This window comes from Embleya sp. NPDC001921 (genome assembly GCF_053594475.1).
Genome location: NZ_JBSFEO010000039.1, coordinates 13,616 through 36,868 on the forward strand (window position 1 = coordinate 13,616; position 23,253 = coordinate 36,868).

General features: G+C 71.4%; 18 protein-coding genes. 13 read left to right on the forward strand and 5 right to left on the reverse strand.

Translation table 11 applies throughout. From position 1 onward, the window contains the following. Window positions 1-2: 2 nt before the first annotated feature. Genes ACWCPW_RS36130 through ACWCPW_RS36145 form a run of 4 tightly spaced genes read left to right on the forward strand, consistent with a single transcriptional unit; the run spans window position 3 to window position 5,107 of the window. Window positions 3-941 carry an ABC transporter permease gene (locus ACWCPW_RS36130; protein ID WP_449765801.1) on the forward strand — a complete coding sequence of 313 codons (939 nt, stop codon included), beginning with the start codon at window positions 3-5 and terminating at the stop codon, window positions 939-941. Then, complete coding sequence (locus ACWCPW_RS36135; RefSeq protein WP_449765802.1) at window positions 938-2,239, forward strand: amidohydrolase family protein; 1,302 nt, start codon at window positions 938-940, stop codon at window positions 2,237-2,239. Before ACWCPW_RS36130 ends, ACWCPW_RS36135 begins: the two co-directional genes overlap by 4 nt. Next, window positions 2,236-3,141 carry an ABC transporter permease gene (locus ACWCPW_RS36140; protein WP_449765803.1) on the forward strand — a complete coding sequence of 302 codons (906 nt, stop codon included), beginning with the start codon at window positions 2,236-2,238 and terminating at the stop codon, window positions 3,139-3,141. Before ACWCPW_RS36135 ends, ACWCPW_RS36140 begins: the two co-directional genes overlap by 4 nt. Beyond that, a complete protein-coding gene (locus ACWCPW_RS36145; protein ID WP_449765804.1) occupies window positions 3,128-5,107 on the forward strand; it encodes a dipeptide ABC transporter ATP-binding protein in 1,980 nt (659 codons plus the stop codon). Before ACWCPW_RS36140 ends, ACWCPW_RS36145 begins: the two co-directional genes overlap by 14 nt. 258 nt (window positions 5,108-5,365) lie before the next feature. Here ACWCPW_RS36145 and ACWCPW_RS36150 read toward each other — a convergent pair whose 3' ends face one another. Both ACWCPW_RS36150 and ACWCPW_RS36155 read right to left on the reverse strand, forming a co-directional pair. Further along, the gene (locus ACWCPW_RS36150; RefSeq protein ID WP_449765805.1) at window positions 5,366-6,487 is read right to left on the reverse strand and encodes a glycerophosphodiester phosphodiesterase; all 1,122 of its coding nucleotides are present in this window, start codon (window positions 6,485-6,487) and stop codon (window positions 5,366-5,368) included. A 163-nt stretch (window positions 6,488-6,650) separates the two neighbouring features. Beyond that, window positions 6,651-7,733, reverse strand: coding sequence for a saccharopine dehydrogenase NADP-binding domain-containing protein (locus tag ACWCPW_RS36155; RefSeq protein WP_449765806.1), 1,083 nt, complete (start codon window positions 7,731-7,733; stop codon window positions 6,651-6,653). 573 nt (window positions 7,734-8,306) lie between these two features. Between ACWCPW_RS36155 and ACWCPW_RS36160 the strand changes: the two genes are divergently transcribed. Next, a complete protein-coding gene (locus ACWCPW_RS36160; protein WP_449765807.1) occupies window positions 8,307-9,707 on the forward strand; it encodes a M1 family metallopeptidase in 1,401 nt (466 codons plus the stop codon). A 123-nt stretch (window positions 9,708-9,830) separates the two neighbouring features. Here ACWCPW_RS36160 and ACWCPW_RS36165 read toward each other — a convergent pair whose 3' ends face one another. From ACWCPW_RS36165 to ACWCPW_RS36175, 3 genes are all read right to left on the reverse strand, one after another. Further along, a complete protein-coding gene (locus ACWCPW_RS36165) occupies window positions 9,831-9,986 on the reverse strand; it encodes a hypothetical protein (protein WP_449765808.1) in 156 nt (51 codons plus the stop codon). 71 nt (window positions 9,987-10,057) lie between these two features. After that, complete coding sequence (gene car, locus ACWCPW_RS36170) at window positions 10,058-13,648, reverse strand: carboxylic acid reductase (RefSeq protein ID WP_449765809.1); 3,591 nt, start codon at window positions 13,646-13,648, stop codon at window positions 10,058-10,060. Between the two features lie 71 nt (window positions 13,649-13,719). After that, a complete protein-coding gene (locus ACWCPW_RS36175; protein WP_449765810.1) occupies window positions 13,720-15,123 on the reverse strand; it encodes an MFS transporter in 1,404 nt (467 codons plus the stop codon). 294 nt (window positions 15,124-15,417) lie between these two features. On the opposite strand from ACWCPW_RS36175, the gene ACWCPW_RS36180 reads away from it, so the two are divergent. From ACWCPW_RS36180 to ACWCPW_RS36215, 8 genes are read left to right on the forward strand one after another with little or no spacing between them, the layout of a single operon-like run. Beyond that, entirely contained in the window at window positions 15,418-17,010 is a 1,593-nt protein-coding gene (locus ACWCPW_RS36180) for a 2-isopropylmalate synthase (protein ID WP_449765811.1), read from the forward strand. Between the two features lie 53 nt (window positions 17,011-17,063). After that, window positions 17,064-17,510: a MaoC family dehydratase gene (locus ACWCPW_RS36185; RefSeq protein WP_449765879.1), complete on the forward strand. Its 447-nt coding sequence runs from the start codon at window positions 17,064-17,066 to the stop codon at window positions 17,508-17,510. Then, window positions 17,507-18,454, forward strand: a complete 948-nt coding sequence (locus tag ACWCPW_RS36190; protein ID WP_449765812.1) for an isopenicillin N synthase family dioxygenase — start codon at window positions 17,507-17,509, stop codon at window positions 18,452-18,454. Before ACWCPW_RS36185 ends, ACWCPW_RS36190 begins: the two co-directional genes overlap by 4 nt. Continuing rightward, window positions 18,451-19,329, forward strand: coding sequence for an HpcH/HpaI aldolase/citrate lyase family protein (locus ACWCPW_RS36195; protein WP_449765813.1), 879 nt, complete (start codon window positions 18,451-18,453; stop codon window positions 19,327-19,329). The genes ACWCPW_RS36190 and ACWCPW_RS36195 overlap by 4 nt, the downstream gene beginning before the upstream one ends. Further along, a complete protein-coding gene (locus ACWCPW_RS36200) occupies window positions 19,326-20,228 on the forward strand; it encodes a hypothetical protein (RefSeq protein ID WP_449765814.1) in 903 nt (300 codons plus the stop codon). The genes ACWCPW_RS36195 and ACWCPW_RS36200 overlap by 4 nt, the downstream gene beginning before the upstream one ends. Further along, window positions 20,225-21,142: an alpha/beta hydrolase gene (locus tag ACWCPW_RS36205; RefSeq protein WP_449765815.1), complete on the forward strand. Its 918-nt coding sequence runs from the start codon at window positions 20,225-20,227 to the stop codon at window positions 21,140-21,142. The genes ACWCPW_RS36200 and ACWCPW_RS36205 overlap by 4 nt, the downstream gene beginning before the upstream one ends. Continuing rightward, window positions 21,139-22,365: an aminotransferase class I/II-fold pyridoxal phosphate-dependent enzyme gene (locus ACWCPW_RS36210; RefSeq protein WP_449765816.1), complete on the forward strand. Its 1,227-nt coding sequence runs from the start codon at window positions 21,139-21,141 to the stop codon at window positions 22,363-22,365. Before ACWCPW_RS36205 ends, ACWCPW_RS36210 begins: the two co-directional genes overlap by 4 nt. Continuing rightward, window positions 22,362-23,252 (forward strand): ornithine cyclodeaminase family protein, encoded by an 891-nt coding sequence (locus ACWCPW_RS36215; protein ID WP_449765817.1) that lies wholly within the window; start codon window positions 22,362-22,364, stop codon window positions 23,250-23,252. Before ACWCPW_RS36210 ends, ACWCPW_RS36215 begins: the two co-directional genes overlap by 4 nt. Window position 23,253 lies beyond the last annotated feature (1 nt).

Sequence of the window (23,253 nt, forward strand, 5' to 3'; positions counted from 1 at the left end):
CCATGCGTTCGACCACCCTGCGATGGCTGATCCGCCGCGTGCTGCTCGCCGTACTGGTCCTGCTGGGAGCGGCCACGCTCGCCTTCGGCGCGATGCACATGACCCCGGGCGACCCGGTGCGGGTGATGCTCGGCGGCACCACGCCCACCCCCGAGGCGGTCGCGCAGATCCGCGCCGACATGGACCTGGACCGTCCGCTGATCCAGCAGTACGGCAACTTCCTGAACCGACTCCTGCACGGCGACCTGGGCACCTCCTACCAACTCAACGACTCGGTCTCGGACATCATCGGCAGTCAGTTGTGGCCCACCGTGCAACTGGCCCTGGCCGGCTTCCTGATCGCGATCGTGATCGCACTGCTGCTGGCGGTGGCCACGGCGGGCCGCCGACCGGCACTGCGCCGGTTGTCCTCCGGCATCGAGCTGATCCTCACCTCCAGCCCGAGCTTCTGGGTCGGCGTACTGCTGCTCACCGTGTTCTCCTTCCACCTGCGGCTGTTCCCGGCCACCGGAGGAACGAGCCTGCGCGGTCTGGTGCTGCCGGCGGTCACGCTCAGCCTGAGCATGGTCGGGGTGTTCACCCAGGTGCTCCGCGAAGGACTCGAACGGGCCCTGGAGGAACCGTTCGTGACCAGTTCCCGGGCCCGCGGCACCGGTGAGACCACGGTGCGCCTGCGGCACGCGCTGCGCCACGCGATGGTCGCGATGATCACCCTCTCCGGCTGGGTGGTCGGCGCGCTCCTGGGCGGCGCCGTGGTGGTGGAGAGCGTGTTCAGCCGGCAGGGCATCGGCCGCACCCTGGCGACCGCCATCTCCTCGCGGGACCTGAACGTGGTCACCGGGATCGTGGTCGTCTCCGCGCTGCTGTTCACCGTCATCAACCTGGCCGTCGACTGGCTGTACCGGGTCGTGGACCCCCGACTGAAAGAGGCGAGCTGGTGACCACGAGGATCCTCAGCGCCGATCTGCTCCTGGCCGGACCCGGGGGAGAGGCGATCGCCGACGGCGCGGTGCTGGTCCGCGACGACGTGATCGCCGACCTCGGCCCGCGCGCGGACGTCCTGGCACGCGCCGAACCCGGCACGCCGCACCACCGGTTCCCGGGCGGGACCATCCTGCCCGGGCTGATCGACACGCACGTGCACCTCAGCCTGGACCCCACCGCGGCGCAGGCGTCGGCGATCGGCAAGGCCGGCGACGGCGAACTGCTGTTGGCGATGGCCGGGCACGCGCGGCGCCTGCTGGACATCGGCGTCACCACCGTGCGCGACCTCGGCGGCCGGGGCAACCTGGCCGGCTGCCTGCGCGACGCGGTTGCCGCCGGCGACCTGCCCGGCCCGCGGATCCTCACCGCCGGCGTGCCGATCACGGTCACCGGCGGCCACTTCTGGTTCCTCGGCGGCGAGGCGGACGGCGTACCCGAGATCCGCGCGGCGGTGCGGCGCAACCTGCGCGCCGGCGTCGACGTGATCAAGCTCCTGGTCAACGGCAGCCGGCTGACCCCCGGCGGCCCGCGTGGTTGGCACCGCCAACTGACCGACGAGGAGATCGCCGCCGCCGTCGAGGAGGCCCGCAGGTTCGGCCGACCGGTGGCCGCGCACGTGCTGGGCGCGGACGCGATCGAGGCGTCCATCACGGCCGGTGTGCGCACCCTGGAGCACTGTTCGTTCGGCACGCCCGCCGGCCCGGTGATCGAACCCGCGGCGCGGGACGCGTTGATCGCCACGATCGCCGCGAGCGGCGCCTTCGTGTGCCCGACCTGGAGCATCACCATGAGCGAGACCGCCGCGCGGATCGGCGACGAACGCATGCGCCCGTGGCTGGAGGTGGCCCGCCACCAGTACGAGAACGGCGTGCGACTGATCGCCGGCACGGACGCGGGCACCCCGGGCGTCCCGTTCGAGCGCTACATCGACGGCCTGGAATGGTTCGCGCGCGCCGGCATCCCGACCACGGCCGCGCTGGAGAGCGCCACCGTGATCGCCGCCGAGGCGCTCGGTCTGGCAGAGCGCACCGGCCGGCTGGCCCCGGGCCTGGACGCGGACCTGATCGTGGTGACCGGCGACCCGCGCGAGGACCTCGCCGTACTGCGCACCGTCCGACTCGTGCTCGCGCGCGGCCGGGTACACACCCCGGCGGACGGCGGCCTGGGCGCCGCGCTCGCGTCGCCGGCGGTCGACGGCGAACCGGGCACCCGGCGCGCGCCGGTGCCGGTCGGCGCGGAACGGATCCCGCGATGACCGCCGTCGACGTCGGCGCCTTCGCCGGCCCCACCGCCGCCGACGGCCGAGTCGGCGCCCGGGCCCGGACCCGCGACTGGGTCCGCCTGCTGCGCCCCGGAGTCGCGGTGGCCTGGGTGGTCCTGGCGCTGATCGTGCTCGCGGCACTGTGGCCGGGCCTGTTCGCGACCGACCCGCCGAACGCCGTCGACCCGGTACACGGGTTGCAGGGCCCCAGCGCGCAACACCTGTTCGGCACCGACCAACTCGGCCGCGACGTATTCAGCCGGGTCGTGCACGGCGCCCGCCCGTCGCTGCTGATCGGTCTCGGCTCCACTCTGGTCGCGGTCGTGGCCGGCGCCCTGCTGGGCGTGCTGGCGGCGACCGGCAGCCGGGTGCTGGACGAGACGATCATGCGCGTGACCGACATCCTGCTGGCCTTCCCCGGCCTGCTGCTCGCGCTGATCGTGGTCTCGGTGCTCGGCCCCGGGACCGGCAACGCGACCCTGGCCATCGGGATCGCCGCCACACCCGGGTTCGTCCGGCTCTCCCGAGGCCAGGCGCTGGTGGTGCGCGAGTCGGACTACGTGCGCGCCGCGATCACCTTCGGCCGCCGGCGCGGCGGCATCTTCCTCGGCCACATCCTGCCCAACGCGCTGCCGCCCCTGCTGGTCTTCGCCACGGTCAACATCGGCACCGCGATCATCGCCGGCTCCTCGTTGAGCTTCCTGGGCCTGGGGCCGCAGGCGCCCACGGCCGAATGGGGCGCGATGCTCGCCCAATCCCGGGACCTGCTGGAGATCGCCTGGGCCCCGGCGGTCTTCCCGGGCCTGGCGGTGACCGTGACCGTGGTCGCGGTCAACGTGGTGGGCCGCACCCTGCAACGTCGATTCGAAGGGCGGCGCGTCGATGCCGGCCAGTGACACGAGAGCGACCTCGACCGCCGCGGCGGTCGACACCGCGACCCCGGCGGCCCCGGACGAACCCACGCTCGTCGTCGAGCGACTCGACGTCGCCTTCGGCAGCGGACGGGACCGGATCCACGCGGTGCGCGGGGTGAGCCTCACGCTCGGCGCCGGCGAATGCCTGGCCATCGTCGGCGAGTCGGGCTCCGGCAAGAGCGTCACCGCCCGCTCGCTGGTCGGTCTGGCCGGCGCGCGATCGAGCGTACGGGCGGATCGCCTCGAACTCGACGGCGAGGACCTCACCGGCCTGGACAACCGCCGGTGGCGGGCGATCCGCGGTCGCCGGGTCGGCTTCGTGCTCCAGGACGCGCTGGTCTCCCTGGACCCGCTGCGCCGGGTGGGCGCGGAGATCGCCGAGACCCTCGCCAACCACCGGATCGTGCCGGCCCGCGCACGCGCGGCTCGGGCCGTCGCCCTGCTCGACGAGGCCCGGGTGCCCGAACCCGAGCTGCGCGCCCGGCAATACCCGCACCAGCTCTCCGGCGGTCTGCGCCAACGCGCCCTGATCGCCTCGGCGCTGGCCGCCGAGCCCTCGGTGCTGATCGCGGACGAGCCCACCACGGCGCTCGACGTCACCGTGCAGGCCCGGATCCTGGACCTGCTCGCCGCGAAGAAGGCGGCGGGCACCGCGATCCTGCTGATCAGCCACGACCTGTCGGTGGTGGCGCGACTGGCCGACCGGGTCGCGGTGATGTACCGGGGGAGGTTCGTGGAGGAGGGGACCGTCGAGGACCTGCTGCGCGCGCCCGCCCATCCGTACACGCGGGCGCTGCTCGCGGCGGTGCCGTCGGCGCACGCACGACGGACCCGGCTGTCACTGCCGGGAGCGGCGGCTTCGGCGGGCTCGGGCTCCTCCACCACCTCGGATTCCCCGGCCGGCTCGGACTCCTCCACGGACTCCTCCCCGGATACCACGGCCGTTTCGGGCCTCGCCGGTGCTCGGGGGCTTGGGGGCGAGGACGCCTGCGCGTACGCGGCCCGCTGCCCGCTGGTCACCGACCGCTGCCGGACCGAGCCGCCCCCGCGCGTCGAACTCGCCGCCGGGCACACCGCGCGCTGCCGGCACACCGCCGAGCCGTGGCCGCGGTCCGAGGCCGTGCGGATCGTCGCCGAGCCGACGACCGCGCGCGAACGGGGCACCGACGACGTGGTGTTGGACGTACGCGGCGTCAGCAAGAGCTACCGGGGACCCGACCGGGTGGAGCGCCCCGCCGTCCAGGACGTCTCGTTCACGCTGCGGGCCGGGCAATCGCTGGGTGTGCTCGGCGAGTCCGGCTCGGGCAAGACCACCGTCGCACAGTTGGTGCTGGGTCTGCTGGCGCCCGACGCGGGCGAGATCGACCTGCTCGGCCGACGGTGGTCCGACCGACCCGAATCCGAGCGCCGAGACCTGCGCCGGCACATCCAGCACGTGCAGCAGGACCCGCTGGGCTCGTTCGACCCGCGCTGGACGGTGGAGCGCATCGTCGGCGAGGCTTTGGGCGCGTTCACCCGCCGGGCGACCCGGGCCGCCCGGGATCGCGTCGTCGAACTCCTGCGCCTGGTCGGTCTGGACGAAACGGTGCTGACCCGCCGCCCACGGGAACTCTCCGGCGGCCAACGCCAACGCGTCGCCATCGCCCGGGCGTTGGCACCCGAGCCGGAGATCGTGGTCTGCGACGAGCCGGTCTCCGCGCTCGACGTGTCGATCCAGGCGCAGATCCTGGACCTGTTCGCCGACCTTCGCGAACGCCTGGGCGTGGCCCTGCTGTTCATCTCGCACGATCTCGGCGTGATCCACCACACCAGCGATCACGTGATCGTCATGCAGGCCGGGCGGGTGGTCGAGGCCGGCCCGGTCGACGAGCTCTTCGAGCGCCCACAACACCCCTACACCCGGGAACTGCTCAGCGCGCTGCCCCGGCTGCCGGCCGACCCCAAGTAGGCGCGGGCACTCGGCGGGCAGCCGGTCGACGAGGCGACGCGGTCCGCCCGGCAGCCGGTCGGGCAACCACTCGCCCGGGCGTACGCGGGGCCCCGCGCCGCCGGGTGGACGGGGCGGGGCCCCGCGCGTCGAACGTGGCGATCGTGCCTGCCGGTACGCGGTGCTCGTGCCGGCGCAATCCGGCGATCGTGCCCGCCGCTGTGCGGCGACCGTGCCGGTCACCACCCGGCGATCGCGCCGGGCGGATCCGGGACCTGCCTAGTCGGGCAGCCCCGCGCGGGCCGCGACCGCGGTGTCGGGGTGGTCGGTGAAGACGCCGTCCAGGCCCAGGCCGTAGAAGAGTTCGTACTCGGCGGTGATGTCGCCGCGCGCGTTCGGGTCGGCACCGAGGCGGAAGTCCAGCGGCAGGAACTGGTTCTCCGCGCGGAACGTCCAGGCGTGCACGATCAGTCCGGCGCGGTGCGCGTCGCGGATCACCGAGGTCGGCGCGAGCAGCTTGCCCGTCGCGTCACGCGGAACGAGCAGGTTCTTGTTGGTGCCGATGCCGTCCGCGTAGGTGTGGATCCACTTCAGGTTCTCCGGCTTGACCAAGTCCTGGTAGGTGCGCGGGTCGTTGGCCACCACCAGGTCGTAGGGCCGACCGCTCGCGTCGAGCAGCTGCACCAGCCGGACGTCGATCATCCGGTTCAGCTTGCGCAGGTTCGCGGTCTCGAAGGACTGGATGAACACCTTGTCCTTGCGCCCGGTGAGCCGGTTGTCGCGCAGGGTCCGCACCAGCGGCTCCTCCAACGACAGCCCGATCGACTGGAAGTAGGTCGGGTGCTTGGTCTCCGGGTACACCCCGATCGTGCGGTGCACCCGACGGCCCTCGGTCCGGGCCAGGTCCAGCACCTCCTGGAGGGTGGGCACCTCGAACCTGCCGTCGAACGTGGTGTTGGTGGGCCGGACCTGCGGCAGCCGCTCCTTCGCCCGCAGCGTCTTGAGCTCGGCGAGGGTGAGGTCCTCGGTGAACCAGCCGGTGACCGGTATCCCGTCGATGGTCTTGGTGGTCTTGCGCCCGGCGAACTCCGGGTGCGCGGCGATGTCGGTGGTGCCGGAGATCTCGTTCTCGTGCCGGGCGACCAGTACGCCGTCCTTGGTCGAGACCAGGTCGGGCTCGATGTAGTCGGCGCCCATCCGGATCGCGAGGCGGTAGCTCTCCAGGGTGTGCTCGGGGCGGTAGCCGCTGGCACCCCGATGCCCGATCACGATCGGGTCGGCCGAGGGCCGCGACGAGGCGCGGGACGTGTCGTCCTGGGCCGCGGCGGCGGGTACCGCGACCAGGGTCGCCAGCAGCACGCCGGCCACACCGAGCGCGGGAAGGATACGTCGCAACGCCATCTCCTGTTCTCTGCGTCCGGACGCGGCGGGACCGCGCGGGAGCACCGATCGTGCGAGCACGCCGAGTCAACCCGCATCGGCCGACCCCCCGCCAGGATGAACCCGTGGCCCATGGATGAACCTCCGGAGAACGCCCGGCGGCGGTCGTCCCGCCGCGACCAGGTCAGCGCACGCCGGTCTCGGCGAAGACCTCGAAGCGGGTCAGGTGCTCCGGGGTGAGCGCGCGCAGGAAGTCGGCGGCGGGGAACGCCTCGCCGGCGGCGAGCGCGCCGGTGCCGGTGTGCCGCCCGGCGAGGACACGTTCGGTGGCCTCCACCACGATCGGCGCGGTCACCGCGTAGATGTCGTTCCCGGCCACCACGGCGCGCCGCTCGCGGTCGCCGCGGCGCACGACCGCCTCGACGAGGTAGGTCTGTGCGGAGCGGCCCCGGTCGTCGGTGGCGGAGGGCTCCGGCGTGGCCGGGTGGCGGATGTCCTCCAGCGGCGCGAGGTTCATCACGGCGCGCACCTCCGCGGTGCGCAGGTGCCGCGGGATGGTGACCTGGTCGGCCGTGGCGAACTCGTTGGTCCGCTGCTTCCCGAACGGCGCCGGGAACTCCCAGTCGGAGACCTCGGTGGAGTACGAGAACGGGCTCAACCGGCCCCGGGTGTAGACGAGGTGGTGTCCCGCGTTGCTCTCGCCGGTGAGCCGGGTGCCCTGGGTCGGCAGCCAACTGTCCAGGGCGAAGGCGATGGTGATCTCGTCCGCCTCCGACCAGTCGCCCATCGCGGCGGTGGCCAGGAGGTCACCGAGACCACCGTAGAAGGCCACGGACGGCGCGAGGACCAGGCCCGCCGCGCGGAACCGGTCGGAGCGGGTGTCGAAGAGGGAGGCCGAGGCCGCCTGTTCGGCCGCCACGTCCAGGTAGTGCGCACCCGCGCGGGCGGCCGCGTCGGCGACCGGCAGCGAGGTGCTCGAGAACGGACCGGCGCAGTTGATCACGGCCCCGACGCCGGCGAACGCGCGGTCCAGCGCCTCGGCATCGTCGGCGGCGGCGACCCGCACCGGCGCGTTCGGGTAACGGTCGCCGACCTCCCGGAGCTTTCCGGCGCTGCGACCGACGAGCACCACGGCCCGGCCTCGGCCGATCAACTCCGCCACCACGAAGCGCGCGGTGTGCCCGTAGGCACCGTAGACGGCGACCGGGCGGGCCGAAGCGGTGTTCGAGGTCTCGGCGGACGGCGTGTTCGAGACGTTGTCGGTCATCGTTTCTCTTTCTGAATCCGCCGGATCCGTCCGGAGGTTCCCGAGCGGAATTTCCCTGGTGGGAAGGAGCGCTCGATCATCATGTCCGAGCGGTACGGGCGCTACCAGCGGCTGAAACGACATGGGTCGTACAGTTTCGGACATCGACGAAGACTCCGTCCCGACCTCGGCCGGCACGCGCGATGATCTTCATTCGGATGATTGCCCGCAGCAGGTTCATCGCCCGGGAGTTCGACCGTAGAGTGATGGCCGGCGCGAAGCGCTTCGCCGCGTGCCTCGACCCGCCCGGCTCGTTCCCGCTCCGTTCCTTCGTCCCGCTTCGGTACGTCCGTCGGCACTCACGTCCCTGGTCACGTCCCCGGTCACCTCCCTCCGTACGTTCTTGTCATCCTTCGTCCGACTCGTCCCTTGTCCGACCCTTCGCCGGGTCGGATTCGTGTGTCGCGTCGCGCCATGGCCGGGTCGACGGTCGACGCGCGAAGACCGGCGCGCGGACCCGGCGACGCGAGGATCGTGCGCCCGCCGGATTCGCCGTCGGCCCGGAATTCAGCCACGACACAGGAGGCCCACGCCTTGGCATCGAAGTTCGCTCGTCCCGCCCTCGCGCTCGTCGCGACCCCCGTACTCGCCGCGCTCCTGGTCGGTGCCGCCACCTCGGGAGGTGCCGCCACGCCCGGTGCCCCGGGCGCGGGCGACCCGTACTTCCCGCTGTCCGGCAACGGCGGGGTCGACGTCGCCCACTACGATCTCGACCTCGACTACACCCCCACGACCAGACGCCTGGAGGCCACCGCCGAACTCGCCGTCACGGCGACCCAGCGGCTGAGCTCCTTCAACCTCGACCTTTCCGGCCTGAACGTGGACAGCGTCCGGGTCGACGGCAGGCGGGCCGGCTTCAGCCGCAACGGCACCGAACTCACCATCACCCCGGCCCGAACGCTGGACAAGGGCCGCAGGTTCACCGTGGTCATCGGCTACTCGGGCGTACCGGCGCACGTGTACGACCCGGACGGCTCGCCCGACGGTTGGATCATCCAGCCGGACGACTCGGTCTTCGTGGCCAGTGAACCGCAGGGCGCGATGACCTGGTTCCCGAGCAACAGCCACCCGACCGACAAGTCCACCTACGACGTCGAGGTGACCGTTCCCGACGGCTGGACCGCCGTGTCCAACGGGCGTCTTCGCGATCAGCGGCACCGGGCCGGCAAGACCACCTTCTCCTGGCGCGAGGCCAAGCCGATGGCCGCCTACCTGGCCACCGCGAGCATCGGCAGGTTCCAGGTCGAGCAGTACGTGACCGCGACCGGCCTGCCGGTCTACAACGCCGTCGTGCCGAGCCAGGCCGCGGCGGCCAAGCCGGTCCTGGACCAACTCCCCGCCGTGATCGAATGGGGGACCAAGCTGTTCGGCCGATACCCGTTCGAGGCGGCCGGCGCCATCGTCGAGGACGCGCCCGACGTCGGTTACGCGCTGGAGACCCAGACCAGGCCGATCTACGACCGGGCGCCCAGCATCGGCACGCTCGTGCACGAGACGGCACACCAGTGGTTCGGCAACTCGGTATCGCTCACCAAGTGGCAGGACATCTGGCTGAACGAGGGCTTCGCCACCTACGCCGAGTGGCTCTGGGACGCCGAGCACGGCGGCCTCAGCACCGCCCAGCAGTTCGCCGCCGACTACGCCCTGCCGGCCACCGACGCGTTGTGGTCCTTCCCGGCCGCCGACCCGGGCGACGGCGGGCACATCTTCGCCAAGCCGCCGTACGAGCGCGGCGCCATGGTCCTGGAGAAGCTCCGCCAGACCGTCGGCGACAAGGCCTTCTTCACCATCCTGAAGACCTGGGCCACGGACCGCCGTTACGGCCACGGCGACACCCGCCAGTTCATCGCCCTGAGCAAGCGGATCTCCGGCAAGAACCTCGACTCGCTCTTCACCACCTGGCTCTTCACCGCCGGCAAGCCCGCCACGCCGTAGCCGGGTCGAGCCCCGGGCCGCGAACCCCGACTCCGCCGACCTCACCCTTGCGGGAGAGGTCGGCGGAGTCGTGTCGGTGGCCCGCGGTGCCGGTGCCGGTGACGCCGCGTCGCCCGGGCGGGTTCACGCCTCCAGGGCTGGTGCCAAGGCGTCGAAGGCGTCGTTCAGGCGCGTCCTGTGGTCCTCGACCACGTCGTCGGCCGACCCGCCCGCCAGCAGCCGGGCTGCGGTGCCGGCGTACACGCGGCGGCAGGCCGCGACGACATCGCGATCCCGCACCGCTGGTTCGGCCCCCGCCGCCTCTGGTATCTGCGGCCCACGGGCGGTCCCCGGAGCCGCGCTCGTCCGGGTCAGCCCGGGAGCAAACCGAGTTCGGTGAGGTCGGTGAGGTATTTGGTGATGAACTTCGGGGTGATCGAGGGGATTCGGCCGTCGGCGACGGGCAGGTCGGCCACCGCTTCGGTGAAGCGGGTGGTGGGGATCGTGGTGGGGGGTCGCGGGGTGGCCGGGCGGGCGTAGGCCGCAAGGAGGGGAAGCAGGGACGAACGGCGCTGATGGTCGGGGAGGCCGCGGATCGCCGACTCGAAGCGCATGTGCCACTGGTCGTAGTCGGCGAATCGGGTGATCGGATGGCCCGCGTGGACGAGCCAGTCGACGATCTCGTCGAGTGAGACGCCGTCGTCGTTCGCGTTGACGGTGTTGTAGGTGGCGTAGCCGTCCCGGTGACGTGCGGCGAGGGTGGTGATCGCCTCGGCGGTGAAGTCGACCGGCAGGCCGCTGTAGTGGGCCCGCCGGCGTTCGCCGTTCTCGTCGAGTGGGTAGAAGGAGCGCGGCGCCATGCCGGTGGCGACGACGCTGAGGATCAGTCGGGTGAACCGGTCGGGGACGTTCAACCGGCCGGGCAGTCGACTGTGCGCCAGGATCATGTCGGGGCGGAACACCACGACCGGCAGACCCGTCCGCTCGTGCGCGTCGCGCAGGAGAACCTCGGCGGCCCACTTGCCGGTCGCGTATCCGTTCGCGTCGGAGCCGTCCAGCCGCCGCGACGGTGCGGCCGTGCGGACGTCGACCCGCTCGTCCAGGATCGACCCGTCCGCCTCCATCGCGGCGGCGATGGTCGAGACGAAGGCGAAGCGCTTGACCGGACCGGTGAGCGCGAGTTCGATCAGCTCCGCCGTCGCGACGACGTTCGGCGTGAACAACCGGCTGTACGGGAGCACATGGTTGACCAGGGCGGCGGCGTGCACGATCCGCTCCGTCTCGGCGGCCACCCGCTCCCACGCGGCCCGCTCCAGGCCCAGCCTCGGCGCGGACACGTCCGCGGCCAGCACGTCCAGGTGCCCGGCGGCGACCGTGTCGAACCACTCGAGGCGGTCCGCCGCCGCGGCGCGCAGACTCGTCAGCACCCGCCGCCGCGCCGCCGCGTCGTCGCCCGCACGGGCAAGGCAGGTCAGCCGCCCGCCCGTTGCCACCACACGGCGCAGCCACTCGATCGCCAGGAAACCGCCGAGGTACCCGGTCGGCCCGGTGAGCAGCACGTTCCGGACCGGGCCGGTGGTGTCCGGAGCGGTCGGAATGGCCGGAGCGGTCGGAGCGGTCGGAGCGGCCGGTATCCGAGCCAGGACACGCTCGTTCACGAACCGGTCCAGGGTCAACTCGCTCGCCGCCACGCGCACCGCGCCGCGGCCGTGCACCGACGCGAACGTGGGACGCGTCGCGTCACTCCCGCGCGCCGCCCGGATGTACTCCGCGACGCCGATCAGCGTCGCGGTGGGCGCGAGGATCACCTGGACCGGGACCTCCAGCTCGAAGATCTGCTCGAGCGCAGTCGAGAACGTGTGCGCGGACAGCGAATCGCCGCCCAACTCGGTGAAGTTCGCGTCCGGCCGGACCAGCGACGAGGGATAGCCGAGGGTGATCTGCACCGCGGCCAGGACGGCCGCCAACGGCTCGACACCGCCGCCCGCGTCCCGCAGTGCCGCGAATCGCCCCGCGCGCCCGGCCGCGATATCCGCGTACAACCGCTCCAGCCGCGCCCCGTAACGCTCCTTGAGGGCGGGCCGTACGACTTTGCCGGCTCCCGACAACAATGCGTTCCCGACCGTGAACGGGTGTGGTTCCACGATCACGTCGTGCGGCACCTCGTACGGCTGGAGACCGGCCGCACGGGCGAGTTCGCGCATCGAGTCGAGGATCGCGGCCCGCAACCGGTCGTCGCCGCTCGTGTCGGTGCGCTCCCGGTCGGGGACGACCACCGCGAGCAGGAAAGCCTGTTCGGCGCTGCCGTAGACGTAGATCTGCGCGATGCGCGGACTCGTGGCGTACAGCGCCTCCAGCGCGGAGACGGCGACGAACTCCCCCTGGGAGAGCTTGACGACGTTGTTGATCCGGTCGACGTAGACCAGACGGTCGGGCGCGGTCTCGGCGAACACGTCGCCCGTGCGGTAGTAGCCGTCCTCGTCGAACGTGCGGGCGTCGACCTCGGGTTGCCGGTAGTAGCCGGGAACCAGCCCCACCGACTTCAGCCGCAGTTCGCCTCGCGGGTACGGCCTGTCCGTCGCGAAGTAGCCCAGTTCCGGCACGTCGACCAACTTGTAGTCGATCACCGGTGGCCGGCGCACCCGCTGATCGACGACGACCGCCCGGGTCGTCTCCGTGGACCCGTAGCAGTCGACGACCTTCGTGCCCAGGACCGAGGCCATGAACGCGTGCATCGAGGCCGACAACGGCGCGCTGCCGCACAGCGCGCTGACGATCCGGCCGCCGAGCAGGTCGTCCCGGACCCGTTCGCGCGCGATCGTCTCGGCCGCCGACCGCTCGACGCCCGCGCCCGCGGTGCTCCGGCGCAGGCGGTCGGCCTCGAGGAGGTACCGCTGGTGGACCATGTCGCAGATCCGGGGCACCAGGCTCAGCACTGTGGGGCGTGACAGGCGGATGTCGTCGAACAGCGTCGACATGTCCGCGCGAGCCGCGAAGTACCCGATTCCGCCGGAGGAGAGGCCGGAGATCAGCCACGCGCGACCGTTGACGTGGCTCATCGGCATGTAGTGCAGGACGATCGTCGGCAGCGGAGTGTCGCCGCTCGCCCCCGCGTTGCTCATGCCGCCGCGCCCGGTCTGCCACATCCGGGTGAGCATCGACGCGGTGTAGATCGCGCCCTTGGGGGTGCCGGTGCTGCCGGACGTGTAGATCAGCCCGACCAGCCGATCCGGATCGCCGTCTTCGTACGGTCGCACCGCCGGCAGCCGGGCACCGGCGCGCAACTCGTCCCGGAGCGGGACCACCGCGGCCCGCCCGGTCAGCTTGTCGACGGCGGCGGCGAGCACCTCGCGATGGTCGTCCACGCGGGCGTCGTGATCGAAGACGACCAGGCGTTCGATGGAGTCGCAGCCCAGGACGGTGTCGACCGCGGCCTCGATCGAAGAGACGTCCGCCGCGAGGATCCGCGGCCGCGTCTCGGCGACGACCGGCGCCAGTCGTACGGCGGGCGAACCGGTCGGCAGCGGGACCGGCACCGCGCCCAGGTACATGCAGGCCAGGTCGATCGTGGCGTAGTCGACGCCGGTGAAGCCGAGCAGGCCCACGAAGTCGCCGACGCCCAGGCGGCCGGCGCGCTCGCCCGCCCAGGCGGCGGCGAGTACGCGTACCCGCCGCCACACCTCGGCATAGGTCGACATCCGGAACTCGGGCAGCAGTTCGAGGCTGTCGCGGCCGGTGGCGGGATCTCGGACGATGCGCTCGGCCCGTCGTCCGAATGCCGGCCGCTCCGCGTAGCCGCTCATGGCGGCCGCGATCGTGCCGATCAGGTCGCCGTCCGCACGGCGGATCCGCTCGGCGACATCCGGCGACGGCGCCGCACCGGCGAACTCCAAGTCGCTCGCGCGCAGTTGGGCGACCCGGGCGGCGAGGCCACGGCCGCGATCCGGTTGCTGTTCGGACATGAGTACTCCGGGATGTGAGTTCCGATGAACCGACGTGCGCTCCCGCGACCGCGCGGCGAAGGCGATGTGTGCTACGTCGCGCCGTGCGCCGGCAGCCTGCGGCCCCCCAGCCCGGCGGCCACCCCCATCAACAGGTAGGCCACGACCGCCCCGACCGCCGGCGCGGCGATGTCGTCACCGGACTGGAGGCCGCCGAGCAGCGCGACGCCGATCATGGTTCCGGACTGCCGGGCCGCCGAGAGCAGACCGCTCGCGACCGCCATCCGGTGCGCCGGGGCGGACGCCATGACCAGGGTGATCTGCGGAACGGTCGCGAGACCGAAACCGAGGCCGATGAAGGTGAGTCCGACACCGACGCCGATCGGCGCGTCCCCGCCGATCAGGGCCAGCAGCACACCGCCGACCAGGGTCAGCCCGATCGCCACGACCAGGACCCGCAGCGGACCCAGTCGCGCGTTGACCCGCCCCGCGACCAGCGGCATGAAGGTGATCGGCAACGCGGAGGGCAGGAAGCACAGTCCGGTGGCGACCGGACCGTACCCGTGCACCTGCTGGAGGAACACGCTGATGGAGAACACCAGTCCGTAGTAGCCGGTGAACAACAACAGCCCCACCGTGACGAAACCGCGGAAGCCCGGGGCCCGGAACAGATCGCCCGGGATCATCGGAAACGCGTACGTGCGCTGTCTGATCACGAACGCGACGAGCGCGACCGGCGCGGTGACCGCGGCGGCGACCGGCAACGGCGCCGTCCACCCCAGCTCGCGGCCCTCGGTGAGCGCCACCGCGACGCCCCCGAGCAGCACGATGGCCAGGAACTGGCCCGGGAGATCCTGGGGTTCGCGCGCGGCGGCCCGCACCCGCGGATCCTCGCGCGGCATGTGCGCGGCCGACAACCACAACGTGACCAGCACGATCGGCACATTGACGAGGAAGATGCTGCGCCAACCGATCGCGGTGACCAGGGCGCCGCCCAGAATGGGACCGAACGCGACCGGACTCCCGGCGACCATCGCCCACACCGCGACGGCCTTGGCCCGGTCGTTCGGATCCCGGTAGGTCTCGGTGAGCATCACCAGCGTGGCCGGGACCAGCAACACCGCGCCCAGCCCCTGCGCCGCCCGCATCGCCACGAGCGTGCCCCCGTCGGGCGCGATCCCGCACAAGACCGACGTCGCCCCGAACACCGCGATGCCCAACCGGAACATCGACACCGCGCCGAACCGCCCGACCGCCGCCGCGCCGGCCAGCACCAGGCTCGCCAACACGATCACGTACGCGTCCACGACGAGCTGCATCGTGGCCAGGCTCGCGTCGAGACTGGAGCGGATCGCCGGGATCGCCACGTTGACGATGCTGATGTCGATCACGATCATCCCGTAGCCCAGGCTGACCACCGTCAGCACCCGGCCCGTCCGCACGGCCGGGTCGGCCACCTTCGGCGCGTGGTTGTCCGAACTGGTCGAGTTGGCCATGGGCCGCCATTTCGCAGGAGCCGGTGAATTCGGTGGCGATCGGTATGCCGAAATCCTAGCCGGGTCGAAACCGGTGACGTCAACCGCGGAGTTCACCCGATCGGCCAATATGCGGGCAATTGGCCCGATTCCAGGGTTCGCTCTAGAGGATCCTCTGATTTCCCGACGTGCGAGTGCTCGGTACCTTCGCAGCGCTGAAAACTGTGAGAGGGAGTCGTCGTGGACGTGAGTGCGCCGGGCTCGCCATTTTCTTTGCCGGGGCCGAGGCGGGGATTTCCGCAACGCCCCTCATCGATGCCGTTCCACCGCTACACGCGGGGCGAGTCGCCGGGTCCGGCGGCCGATTTCCCCCGGATGTGGCCCACCCGGGTACTGGAGCGGGCCCCGATGTGGGCCTCGGTCGATCTCCGGGACGGAAATCAGGCGCTGGCCGAACCCATGGACCTGCGCCGCAAGAAGCGAATGTTCGAACTGCTCGTCGCGATGGGTTTCAAAGATATCGAGATCGGATATCCGGCGGCCAGTGTCGACGATTTCGACTTCGTACGGGAAACGGTGATCAAAGAAGGGATTCCCGACGACGTGACGGTGTCGGTTTTCACACCGGCGCGTCCCGAACTCATCGAGCGGACCTTCGACGCAATTCGCGGAGCCGAACGCGCGGTCGTGCATTTGTGCCACGCGACCGCGTGCCTGTGGCGCGACGTGGTGTTCGGCATGTCGCGGCAGGAGGTGCTGCGGATGGCCGTCGACGGCGCACGGCACATGGTGCGCCTGGCGGAGCACGAGAGCGGCTCGGACATCCGGTTCGAGTACTCGCCGGAGACCTTCAACGTGACCGAGCCGGATTTCGCGCTGGAGATCGCCGACCGGGTCGCGGAGGTCGTCGACGCCACGCCCGACCGGCCGCTCGTGCTGAACCTGCCGACCACCGTGGAGACCCACGGGCCCAACTTCTTCGCCGACCAGGTGGAGTGGATGCACCGCAACCTCGATCGACGCGATGCGATCATCCTGTCGGTGCATCCGCACAACGATCGCGGCACGGCCGTCGCATCGGCCGAACTGGCCCTGCTGGCCGGGGCCGACCGGGTCGAGGGCACGCTCTTCGGCAACGGCGAACGCACCGGGAACGTCTGCCTGGTGACGCTCGCGCTCAACCTGTTCAGCCGCGGTGTCGATCCCGAGTTGGAGATCCCCGACATCGACGCGGTCCGCGAGATCGTCGAGGACTGCAACCGGCTGCCCGTGCACCCCCGACACCCCTACGCCGGCGACCTGGTCTACACCGCGTTCTCCGGCACCCACCAGGACGCCATCGCCAAGGGGCTGGCCGCCCAGGCCGAACGCGCCCGCGGGCACACCGGGGACGCGCCGTGGCAGGTCCCGTACCTGCCGATCGACCCCAAGGACGTCGGCCGCGACTACCGGGCGGTCATCCGGGTCAACAGCCAGTCGGGCAAGGGCGGCATCGCCTACGTCCTCAAGAGCGGGTGGGGCCTGGACCTGCCGGTCGCACTGCGGCGCGACTTCGCGAGCGTCGTCCAGGACGTCACCGACGCCACCGGCCGCGAACTCGACCCGCCGGAGATCCACCGGCTCCTGCGGGAGACCTACTGCGTCGACGACACGCCCGCGACGCGCGCCTACGCCGACGAGCACGAGGTGCTCGCCGACATGGCCGCGGCGTACGGCGTCGAGTTCACCCAGGTGCTCGTCACCGACACCGCGGGTGCGAGCCGCGAGGCCAAGGCCTGCTTCACGGCCCTGGACGCGCACGGACGCACGTTCTGGGGCCTGGGCCTGGCCGCGACCGCCGCCGACGCGGCGCTCGGATCGACCCGGTCGGCACTGCGCCGGGCCGGCATCGAAGAAGGAGAGCGGTGAAGACGAACTCTTTCATCGCCGTCGGCCCCGGGACCTACCGGGAGGACGGCGGCATGGTCTACGAGGACTTCGTCCCCGGCGAGGTCGTCGAACACCGGCCCGGGCGGACGATCACCATGAGCGACAACGTGTGGAGCTCGCTGCTGTGCCTGAACCAGCACCCGCTGCACATCGACGCCGTCTACGCCGAACAGACCCCTTTCGGCCGCCTGGTGGTCTCCAGCCTGGTCACCTTCGGGATCGTCAACGGGATGACGGTGGCCACCATCAGCGCCAAGGGCGTGGCCAACCTCGGCTGGGACAAGGTTCGGCTGACCGCACCGGTGTTCGTCGGCGACACCCTCTACGCGCGCACCCGCGTGCTCACCAAGCGCGAATCCGCGAGCCGACCCGGCGAGGGCATCGTGACCGTGCACTCCACCGGCCTCAACCAGGACGGCGCGACCGTGATCGACTTCGAGCGGACGATCCTCGTCCCCCGGCAGAAGGAAGACCGATGATCCCGGTCATCAACCTGCACGCCGAACACCTCGACGCCGAAAGGCGGATCGCCGACGAGATCTCCAACGCGTGCCGGACCACCGGATTCTTCATCGCCCGCGGCCACGGCATCGCCCCCGAGGTCTTCGACGACGCCTACACCGAATCGCTGCGCTTCTTCCGGCTCCCGCTCGACACCAAGCGCGAGTTCGCGATGCGCACCGGCACCGCGCGCGGCGACAACGACTACAGCCCGTACGGACACAGCGCGCTGTTGTCCGAGAACGCCTACGCCTACACCGGCAGACCGGGCATGCCCTCGGACTACGTGGAGAAGTTCAGCGTCGGCCGACTGATCCTGGACGACGACGAGGAACTGCCCTTCCCCGCCGACGAGTGCGGTGCGGCGCTGCGCGCCGCGCTCAAGCGCTACTTCGTGGCCTGCGAAGCGGTCTCGGGTCGGATCGCCGAACTGCTGGCGTTGGCCCTGGACCTGCCGCGCACCTTCTTCGCCACCCGCACCGACACCTCCAACGACTCGCTCCGCTCCCACCTGTACCCGGGCACCGACCCCGACTTCGTCAACGACCAGGGCATGGGGGAGCACACCGACGGCACCCTGATCACCCTGCTCACCCAGGACGGACCCGGCCTGCAGATCCGCGACCGCTCGGGCCGCTGGCTGGACATCGAGGTCCGGGACCGGGACAGCTTCATCGTCAACATCGGCGACCTGATGGCCCGTTGGTCCAACGACGAGTACGTCTCCACCCCGCACCGGGTGCGCCTGGCCGACCGGCGACGCCAATCCATCGCGTTCTTCAAGCTCGCCAACGACGACACCGTCATCGAGTGCTTCCCCAAATTCGCCGCCGACCGCCCCGCGCGCTACGAGCCGATCCGCTACGAGGAGTTCTCGCTGCGGAAGATGAACCTGCTGTTCGGACGGGAGAGTGCCCGATGAGGCCGCACGCGAGCCTGCTGTACACCCCGGCGCTGCGCATCGCGGCGGTGGCCGAACCGGGCAAGATGCACGCGGACATGCTCGTCCTGGACCTGGAGGACTCCACCCACCCGGCCAGGAAGGCCGAGGCCCGCGCGATGCTGGCCGCGGCCGACCTGACCCGGGCCGGCCTGCCCGCGCTGGGCCTGCGGGTGAACACCATCGCCACCCTCGACGGCCTCGAGGACATGAAGGCGGTGATCGAACAGGACGCGATGATCGGCGGCGTCGTGATCGACGCCATCTTCATCCCCAAGATCGCCGGAGCGGGCGACGTGGCCATCTACCGCTCACTGCTCGCGCAAACCTCGAAACCGCCGAGCGTGATCAGCTTCATCGAGACCGTCGACGCCGTCGAGAACGCCTTCGCGATCGCCGCCGAGAGCGATGGCCTGTGCTTCGGCCAGGCGGACCTGACCGCCGAGATGTACACCGCCAACGAGTCCTACCTCGACCACGCGCGGGCCCGACTGTGCGTCGCGGCGGCCAAGTACCGGCTGCCCGCGATCGACACCAACTCGTTCGAACTGCACGACCTGGCACTGGTCCAGGCCCAATGCCAGGCGGCCCGGGAGGCCGGCTTCACCGGCAAGGCGGCCATCCATCCCCGCCAAGTCGACGTGATCGCCCAGACGTTCAAGGTCGGCCCGGACGAGATCGCCGAATACCGGCGCGTGGTCGAGGACTACGACGCCACACCCTACGGCTTCGCGGTCGAGAAGGACCGCGTGCTGGCCCCGCCGTTCGTGCTCCGGGCCAGACGCATGCTCCGGCTGTACGCGGCCGACGCCGAACCCGCCCCGCACCGGCACCACCGAATCGGGAGAACCCAGTGAAGATCCTGCCGCAGCACGCGATCATCGACGTGTCGGCGCACGAGAGCGTGCTCGTGGACGGCCGACTGGAGCGGGCCGACGACGAACTCGTCGAGGAACTGGTGCGCCTGGTGACCGGCGGTGCCGGCGTCGCCGTCTGCCACGGCCTCGACCGCACGCTGGCCCGCCACGGCCTGGACATCCACGACGAACGGGACGCCTCGGTGGCCCGCGACTACCTGGAGTCGCTCTTCCGCGCCTTCGGCACCCGGGTGGAGGTCGCGAAGTTCACCCCGGTCGCGATCGGCTACGACCGGATCGCCGGGATGGACGTCGACGGCTACAACAAGAACACCCACTTCACCCCCAACGACGACCACACCACGGCACGCGAGTTCCTCACCACCAAGTGCGTGCACTTCGACGCCGCCACGCCCTTCATCGCGAACATCTACGGACCCAACACCAACATCGACGGCGGCATCCCGATCCTGTGCGACACCCGCGCCTACTGCCGGGACGCGGACGTGCCGCCCGCCGACCTGGTCGAGCTCATGCCGCACAGCTTCAACGTGGCCGTCAAGGAGGAACACGCCGACCGCATCCTGGCCGGGCACGCCACCGCGGTGGACGTCGACCTGGACGCCGACCTGGTGATGATCGTGCTGTTCAACGAGGTGGACGGCGGCCTCGCGCACGCCGGCACCATCCCCCGCCCGGCCGACCCCGGCAAGCCCTCGCGCCGACCCATCCGGCACCTGGAGTACCAGTTCGCCGACAGCGACGAACTGGCCAAGTGGTACCGGCACTACCGCCTCGAGATCCCCGAGCCCACCCTCCAGGTCCCGGACGAGGCCGCGCGCGAGCGCTACCACCGCGGCGTCGACCCGGTCGCCGCCGACGGCGGGACGGACCGGTGAGCACACCGACCGAACCCGACGTGCCGGTGATGTCCGAGCACGACAGGGCCGAACTCCAAGAACTGCTGGCCGCGTTGACGGCCGAGCAATGGCCCGAGGCGATCGAGGAGGCCCGACCCTTCTACGACGCGTGGGGCACCCCGATCGCCGACGACATCAAGGTCGAACACCGCGACGGCGGCGTGCTGTTGACCCCACCGAACGCGCGCGGCGAACGAACCGGGATCTACCTGCACGGCGGCGGCTACGTCTACGGCTCGCTGCGCAGCCACGGCGGACTCGTCTCCGAGATCGCCCGGGCGGCGCACAGCCGGATGTTCTTCGTCGACTACCGCCGCGCGCCCGAACACCCCTACCCGGCGGCACTGGACGACGCGGTCGCCGCGTACCAGAACCTGCTCGCGAGCGGCGTGCCGGCCCGGGACGTGGTGTTCGCGGGGGACTCCGCCGGCGGCGGCCTGGTCCTGGGGACACTGCTCAGACTCCGCGACCTCGGACTGCCGCTGCCCGCCGCGGCGGCCTGCGTGTCGCCGTGGACCGACCTGGCCGGCACCGGCGAAACCTTCCGCACCCTGGAGGACGACGACCCCCTGGTCAGCAAGCACATCGTCGCGCTCGTCACGGGCTCCTACCTGGCGGGCGCCGAGCCGACCACCCCCTACGCGTCCCCGCTGTACGGGGACCCGGCCGGACTGCCGCCGGTGCTCATCCAGGTGGGCAGCCGGGAGATCCTGCTCAGCGACGCGGAACGGTTCACCACCGCGCTGCGCCGGGCCGGCTCCACCGGCGTCCTGGAGGTCTGGCCCGGCATGGTGCACGTGTGGCACCTGCACTACACCCGGCTGGGCAAGGCACGCCAGGCCATCACCCGGCTCGGCGGCTGGCTGCACGAGCGGGCCGAGGCGGCCCGATGAGCGAGGACATCATCGGCCCGCACCGGTTCCGCAACAACCGCAAGATGGTGCCTGCCGCCGAGGCGGCGTGGGGCCTGTCCGAGAAGCACGGCATGCTCGGACTGGTGGTCGAGGCCGTCGACGGCCAGAACCGGCTGCGCGAGATCGACTCCGGGCACGAGTTCGCCAACCTGTCCTCGTGCTCGTACCTGGGACTCAACAGCCACCCCGAGGTGATCGAGGCCGGGCGCGCCGCGCTCGCCGACGAGCGGATCACCGGCCTGTCCATGGGCGAGTTCCGCATCCGGCTGGGCATCATGAACCGACTCGAGGAGGAACTCGCCGAACACTTCGGCACCCACGTGCTGCCGTCGGTGTCCTGCGGGGTGCTCAGCGCCGCGATCCTGCCGCTGCTGGCCTCCGGGCACCTCGGCGACGGCGAGCCCCTCGTCGTGGTCTTCGACCGGTTTGCGCACTTCTCGATGAACTTCCTCAAGCCGATCGTCGCCGACGAGACGCTGGTGCTGACCTGCCCGCACAACGACACGCAGTTCCTCGAGGACGTGTGCCGGCGATACCCGCGCGTCGCCTACGTCTGCGAAGGCGTCTACTCGGTCGGCGGACAGGCCGACCTGGCCGGCATCAAGGCCCTGCAGGACCGCTACGGGATGTTCGTCTACATCGACGACTCGCACGCGCTGTCCGCCGTCGGCCCGCGCGGCGAAGGCCACGCGCGCACCGTGTTCGAGGACCTCGGCGCGCGCACCGTGATCGTCGCCTCGATCGCCAAGGCGTTCGGCAGCACCGGCGGCATCGCGATGATCGGCGAACGCCACATCTACGACTTCCTCTACCGATCCGGGCCGCTGGCCTGGTCGCAGGGCCTGCGCACGGCCGCGGTCGGCACCTCCCTGGGCGCCCTCCGGGTGCACCGAGGCCCCGAGTTGACCCAACGCCAAAAGCAACTGGCCCACAACGTCGCCCTCTTCGACGACCGGCTGCGCGGACACGACGTCCGCGGCACCGGATCACACATCAAATTCGTCACCGTCGGCGACAACGACCGGGCCGTACGGCTGTCCACCGACCTCTACCGGCGCGGCTACTACTGCTCCGCGATGTTCTTCCCGATCGTGGCGCAGGGTGACGCGGGCGTGCGGATGATGCTGCGCGGCGACATGCCCACGGAACTGGCCGAGCGGTTCGCGGACGACCTCGTCGACGCCCTGGCGGGACTCGGATGAGCCTCGCCCCGCCCGACACCCGCACCGGCGACGTCCTGGCCGTGGCCGACCTGATCCGCGCCGGCCTGCGCGGCGGCGCACTCGGCCGGATGACCGTGCCGATGCGCCAGGTCGTCGACGAGGGACACGGCGTCAAGTTCGTGTCGATGCCCGCCGTCTCCCTCGACCACGGCCTGTACATCGCCAAGATCGCCACCATCGGAAACGGCCCGGGGCCGACCGTGACCTCCGTGGTCCCGGTCTTCTCGACGAGCACCGGGGACCTGCTCGCGGTCCTCGACGGCGCGACCGTCACCAACCTCAAATGCGCCGCCGTCACCGCCGTGGTCACCGACCACTGCGCGGCCCGCGACAGCGCCGACCTGGCGATCATCGGTTCCGGCGTCCAGGCCTGGCAGCAGTACCTCGGCGTCTCGGCCGTACGGGAGATCACCCGGGTACGGGTGCACTCCCGCACCCCCGCGCACGCCGAGGCCCTGTGCGCGCGCATCCGAGCCGCCGGCCGGGCCACGGCGTACGTCCGCGCCTCGGCCGCCGAGGCCACCTCGGGAGCGGACGTCGTCGCCACCGCTACGACCTCGACGAGCCCGCTGCCGATCGCCACCGACCTCCCACCGCACGTGCACATCAACTGCATGGGCGCACACACCCCCCACTCACGCGAACTGCCGCGCGAACTGCTGGCCGCAGGAGCGCTCATCGTCGAATCCGTGGAGACCGCCGTCGCCGAGGCCGGCGAGATCCACCGCACCGCGATCGACCTGGAATCCCTGGAGACCGGCGAGCACCCCGGACTCCACGAACGCCCGACCGTCTTCAGCTCCACCGGCCACGCCGCACTCGACCTCGTCACCTGCGCCCACCTAATCGCGCACCCGAACCACTGAA

Coding starts and splice junctions, on each gene's coding strand:
- ACWCPW_RS36175 (WP_449765810.1), bottom strand. CDS start 15,123: ATGGCCAACTCGACCAGTTCGGACAACCACGCGCCGAAGGTGGCCGAC.
- ACWCPW_RS36150 (WP_449765805.1), bottom strand. CDS start 6,487: ATGGCGTTGCGACGTATCCTTCCCGCGCTCGGTGTGGCCGGCGTGCTG.
- car (WP_449765809.1), bottom strand. CDS start 13,648: ATGTCCGAACAGCAACCGGATCGCGGCCGTGGCCTCGCCGCCCGGGTC.
- ACWCPW_RS36140 (WP_449765803.1), top strand. CDS start 2,236: ATGACCGCCGTCGACGTCGGCGCCTTCGCCGGCCCCACCGCCGCCGAC.
- ACWCPW_RS36180 (WP_449765811.1), top strand. CDS start 15,418: ATGCCGTTCCACCGCTACACGCGGGGCGAGTCGCCGGGTCCGGCGGCC.
- ACWCPW_RS36155 (WP_449765806.1), bottom strand. CDS start 7,733: ATGACCGACAACGTCTCGAACACGCCGTCCGCCGAGACCTCGAACACC.
- ACWCPW_RS36130 (WP_449765801.1), top strand. CDS start 3: ATGCGTTCGACCACCCTGCGATGGCTGATCCGCCGCGTGCTGCTCGCC.
- ACWCPW_RS36195 (WP_449765813.1), top strand. CDS start 18,451: ATGAGGCCGCACGCGAGCCTGCTGTACACCCCGGCGCTGCGCATCGCG.
- ACWCPW_RS36185 (WP_449765879.1), top strand. CDS start 17,064: ATGGTCTACGAGGACTTCGTCCCCGGCGAGGTCGTCGAACACCGGCCC.
- ACWCPW_RS36190 (WP_449765812.1), top strand. CDS start 17,507: ATGATCCCGGTCATCAACCTGCACGCCGAACACCTCGACGCCGAAAGG.
- ACWCPW_RS36145 (WP_449765804.1), top strand. CDS start 3,128: ATGCCGGCCAGTGACACGAGAGCGACCTCGACCGCCGCGGCGGTCGAC.
- ACWCPW_RS36215 (WP_449765817.1), top strand. CDS start 22,362: ATGAGCCTCGCCCCGCCCGACACCCGCACCGGCGACGTCCTGGCCGTG.
- ACWCPW_RS36210 (WP_449765816.1), top strand. CDS start 21,139: ATGAGCGAGGACATCATCGGCCCGCACCGGTTCCGCAACAACCGCAAG.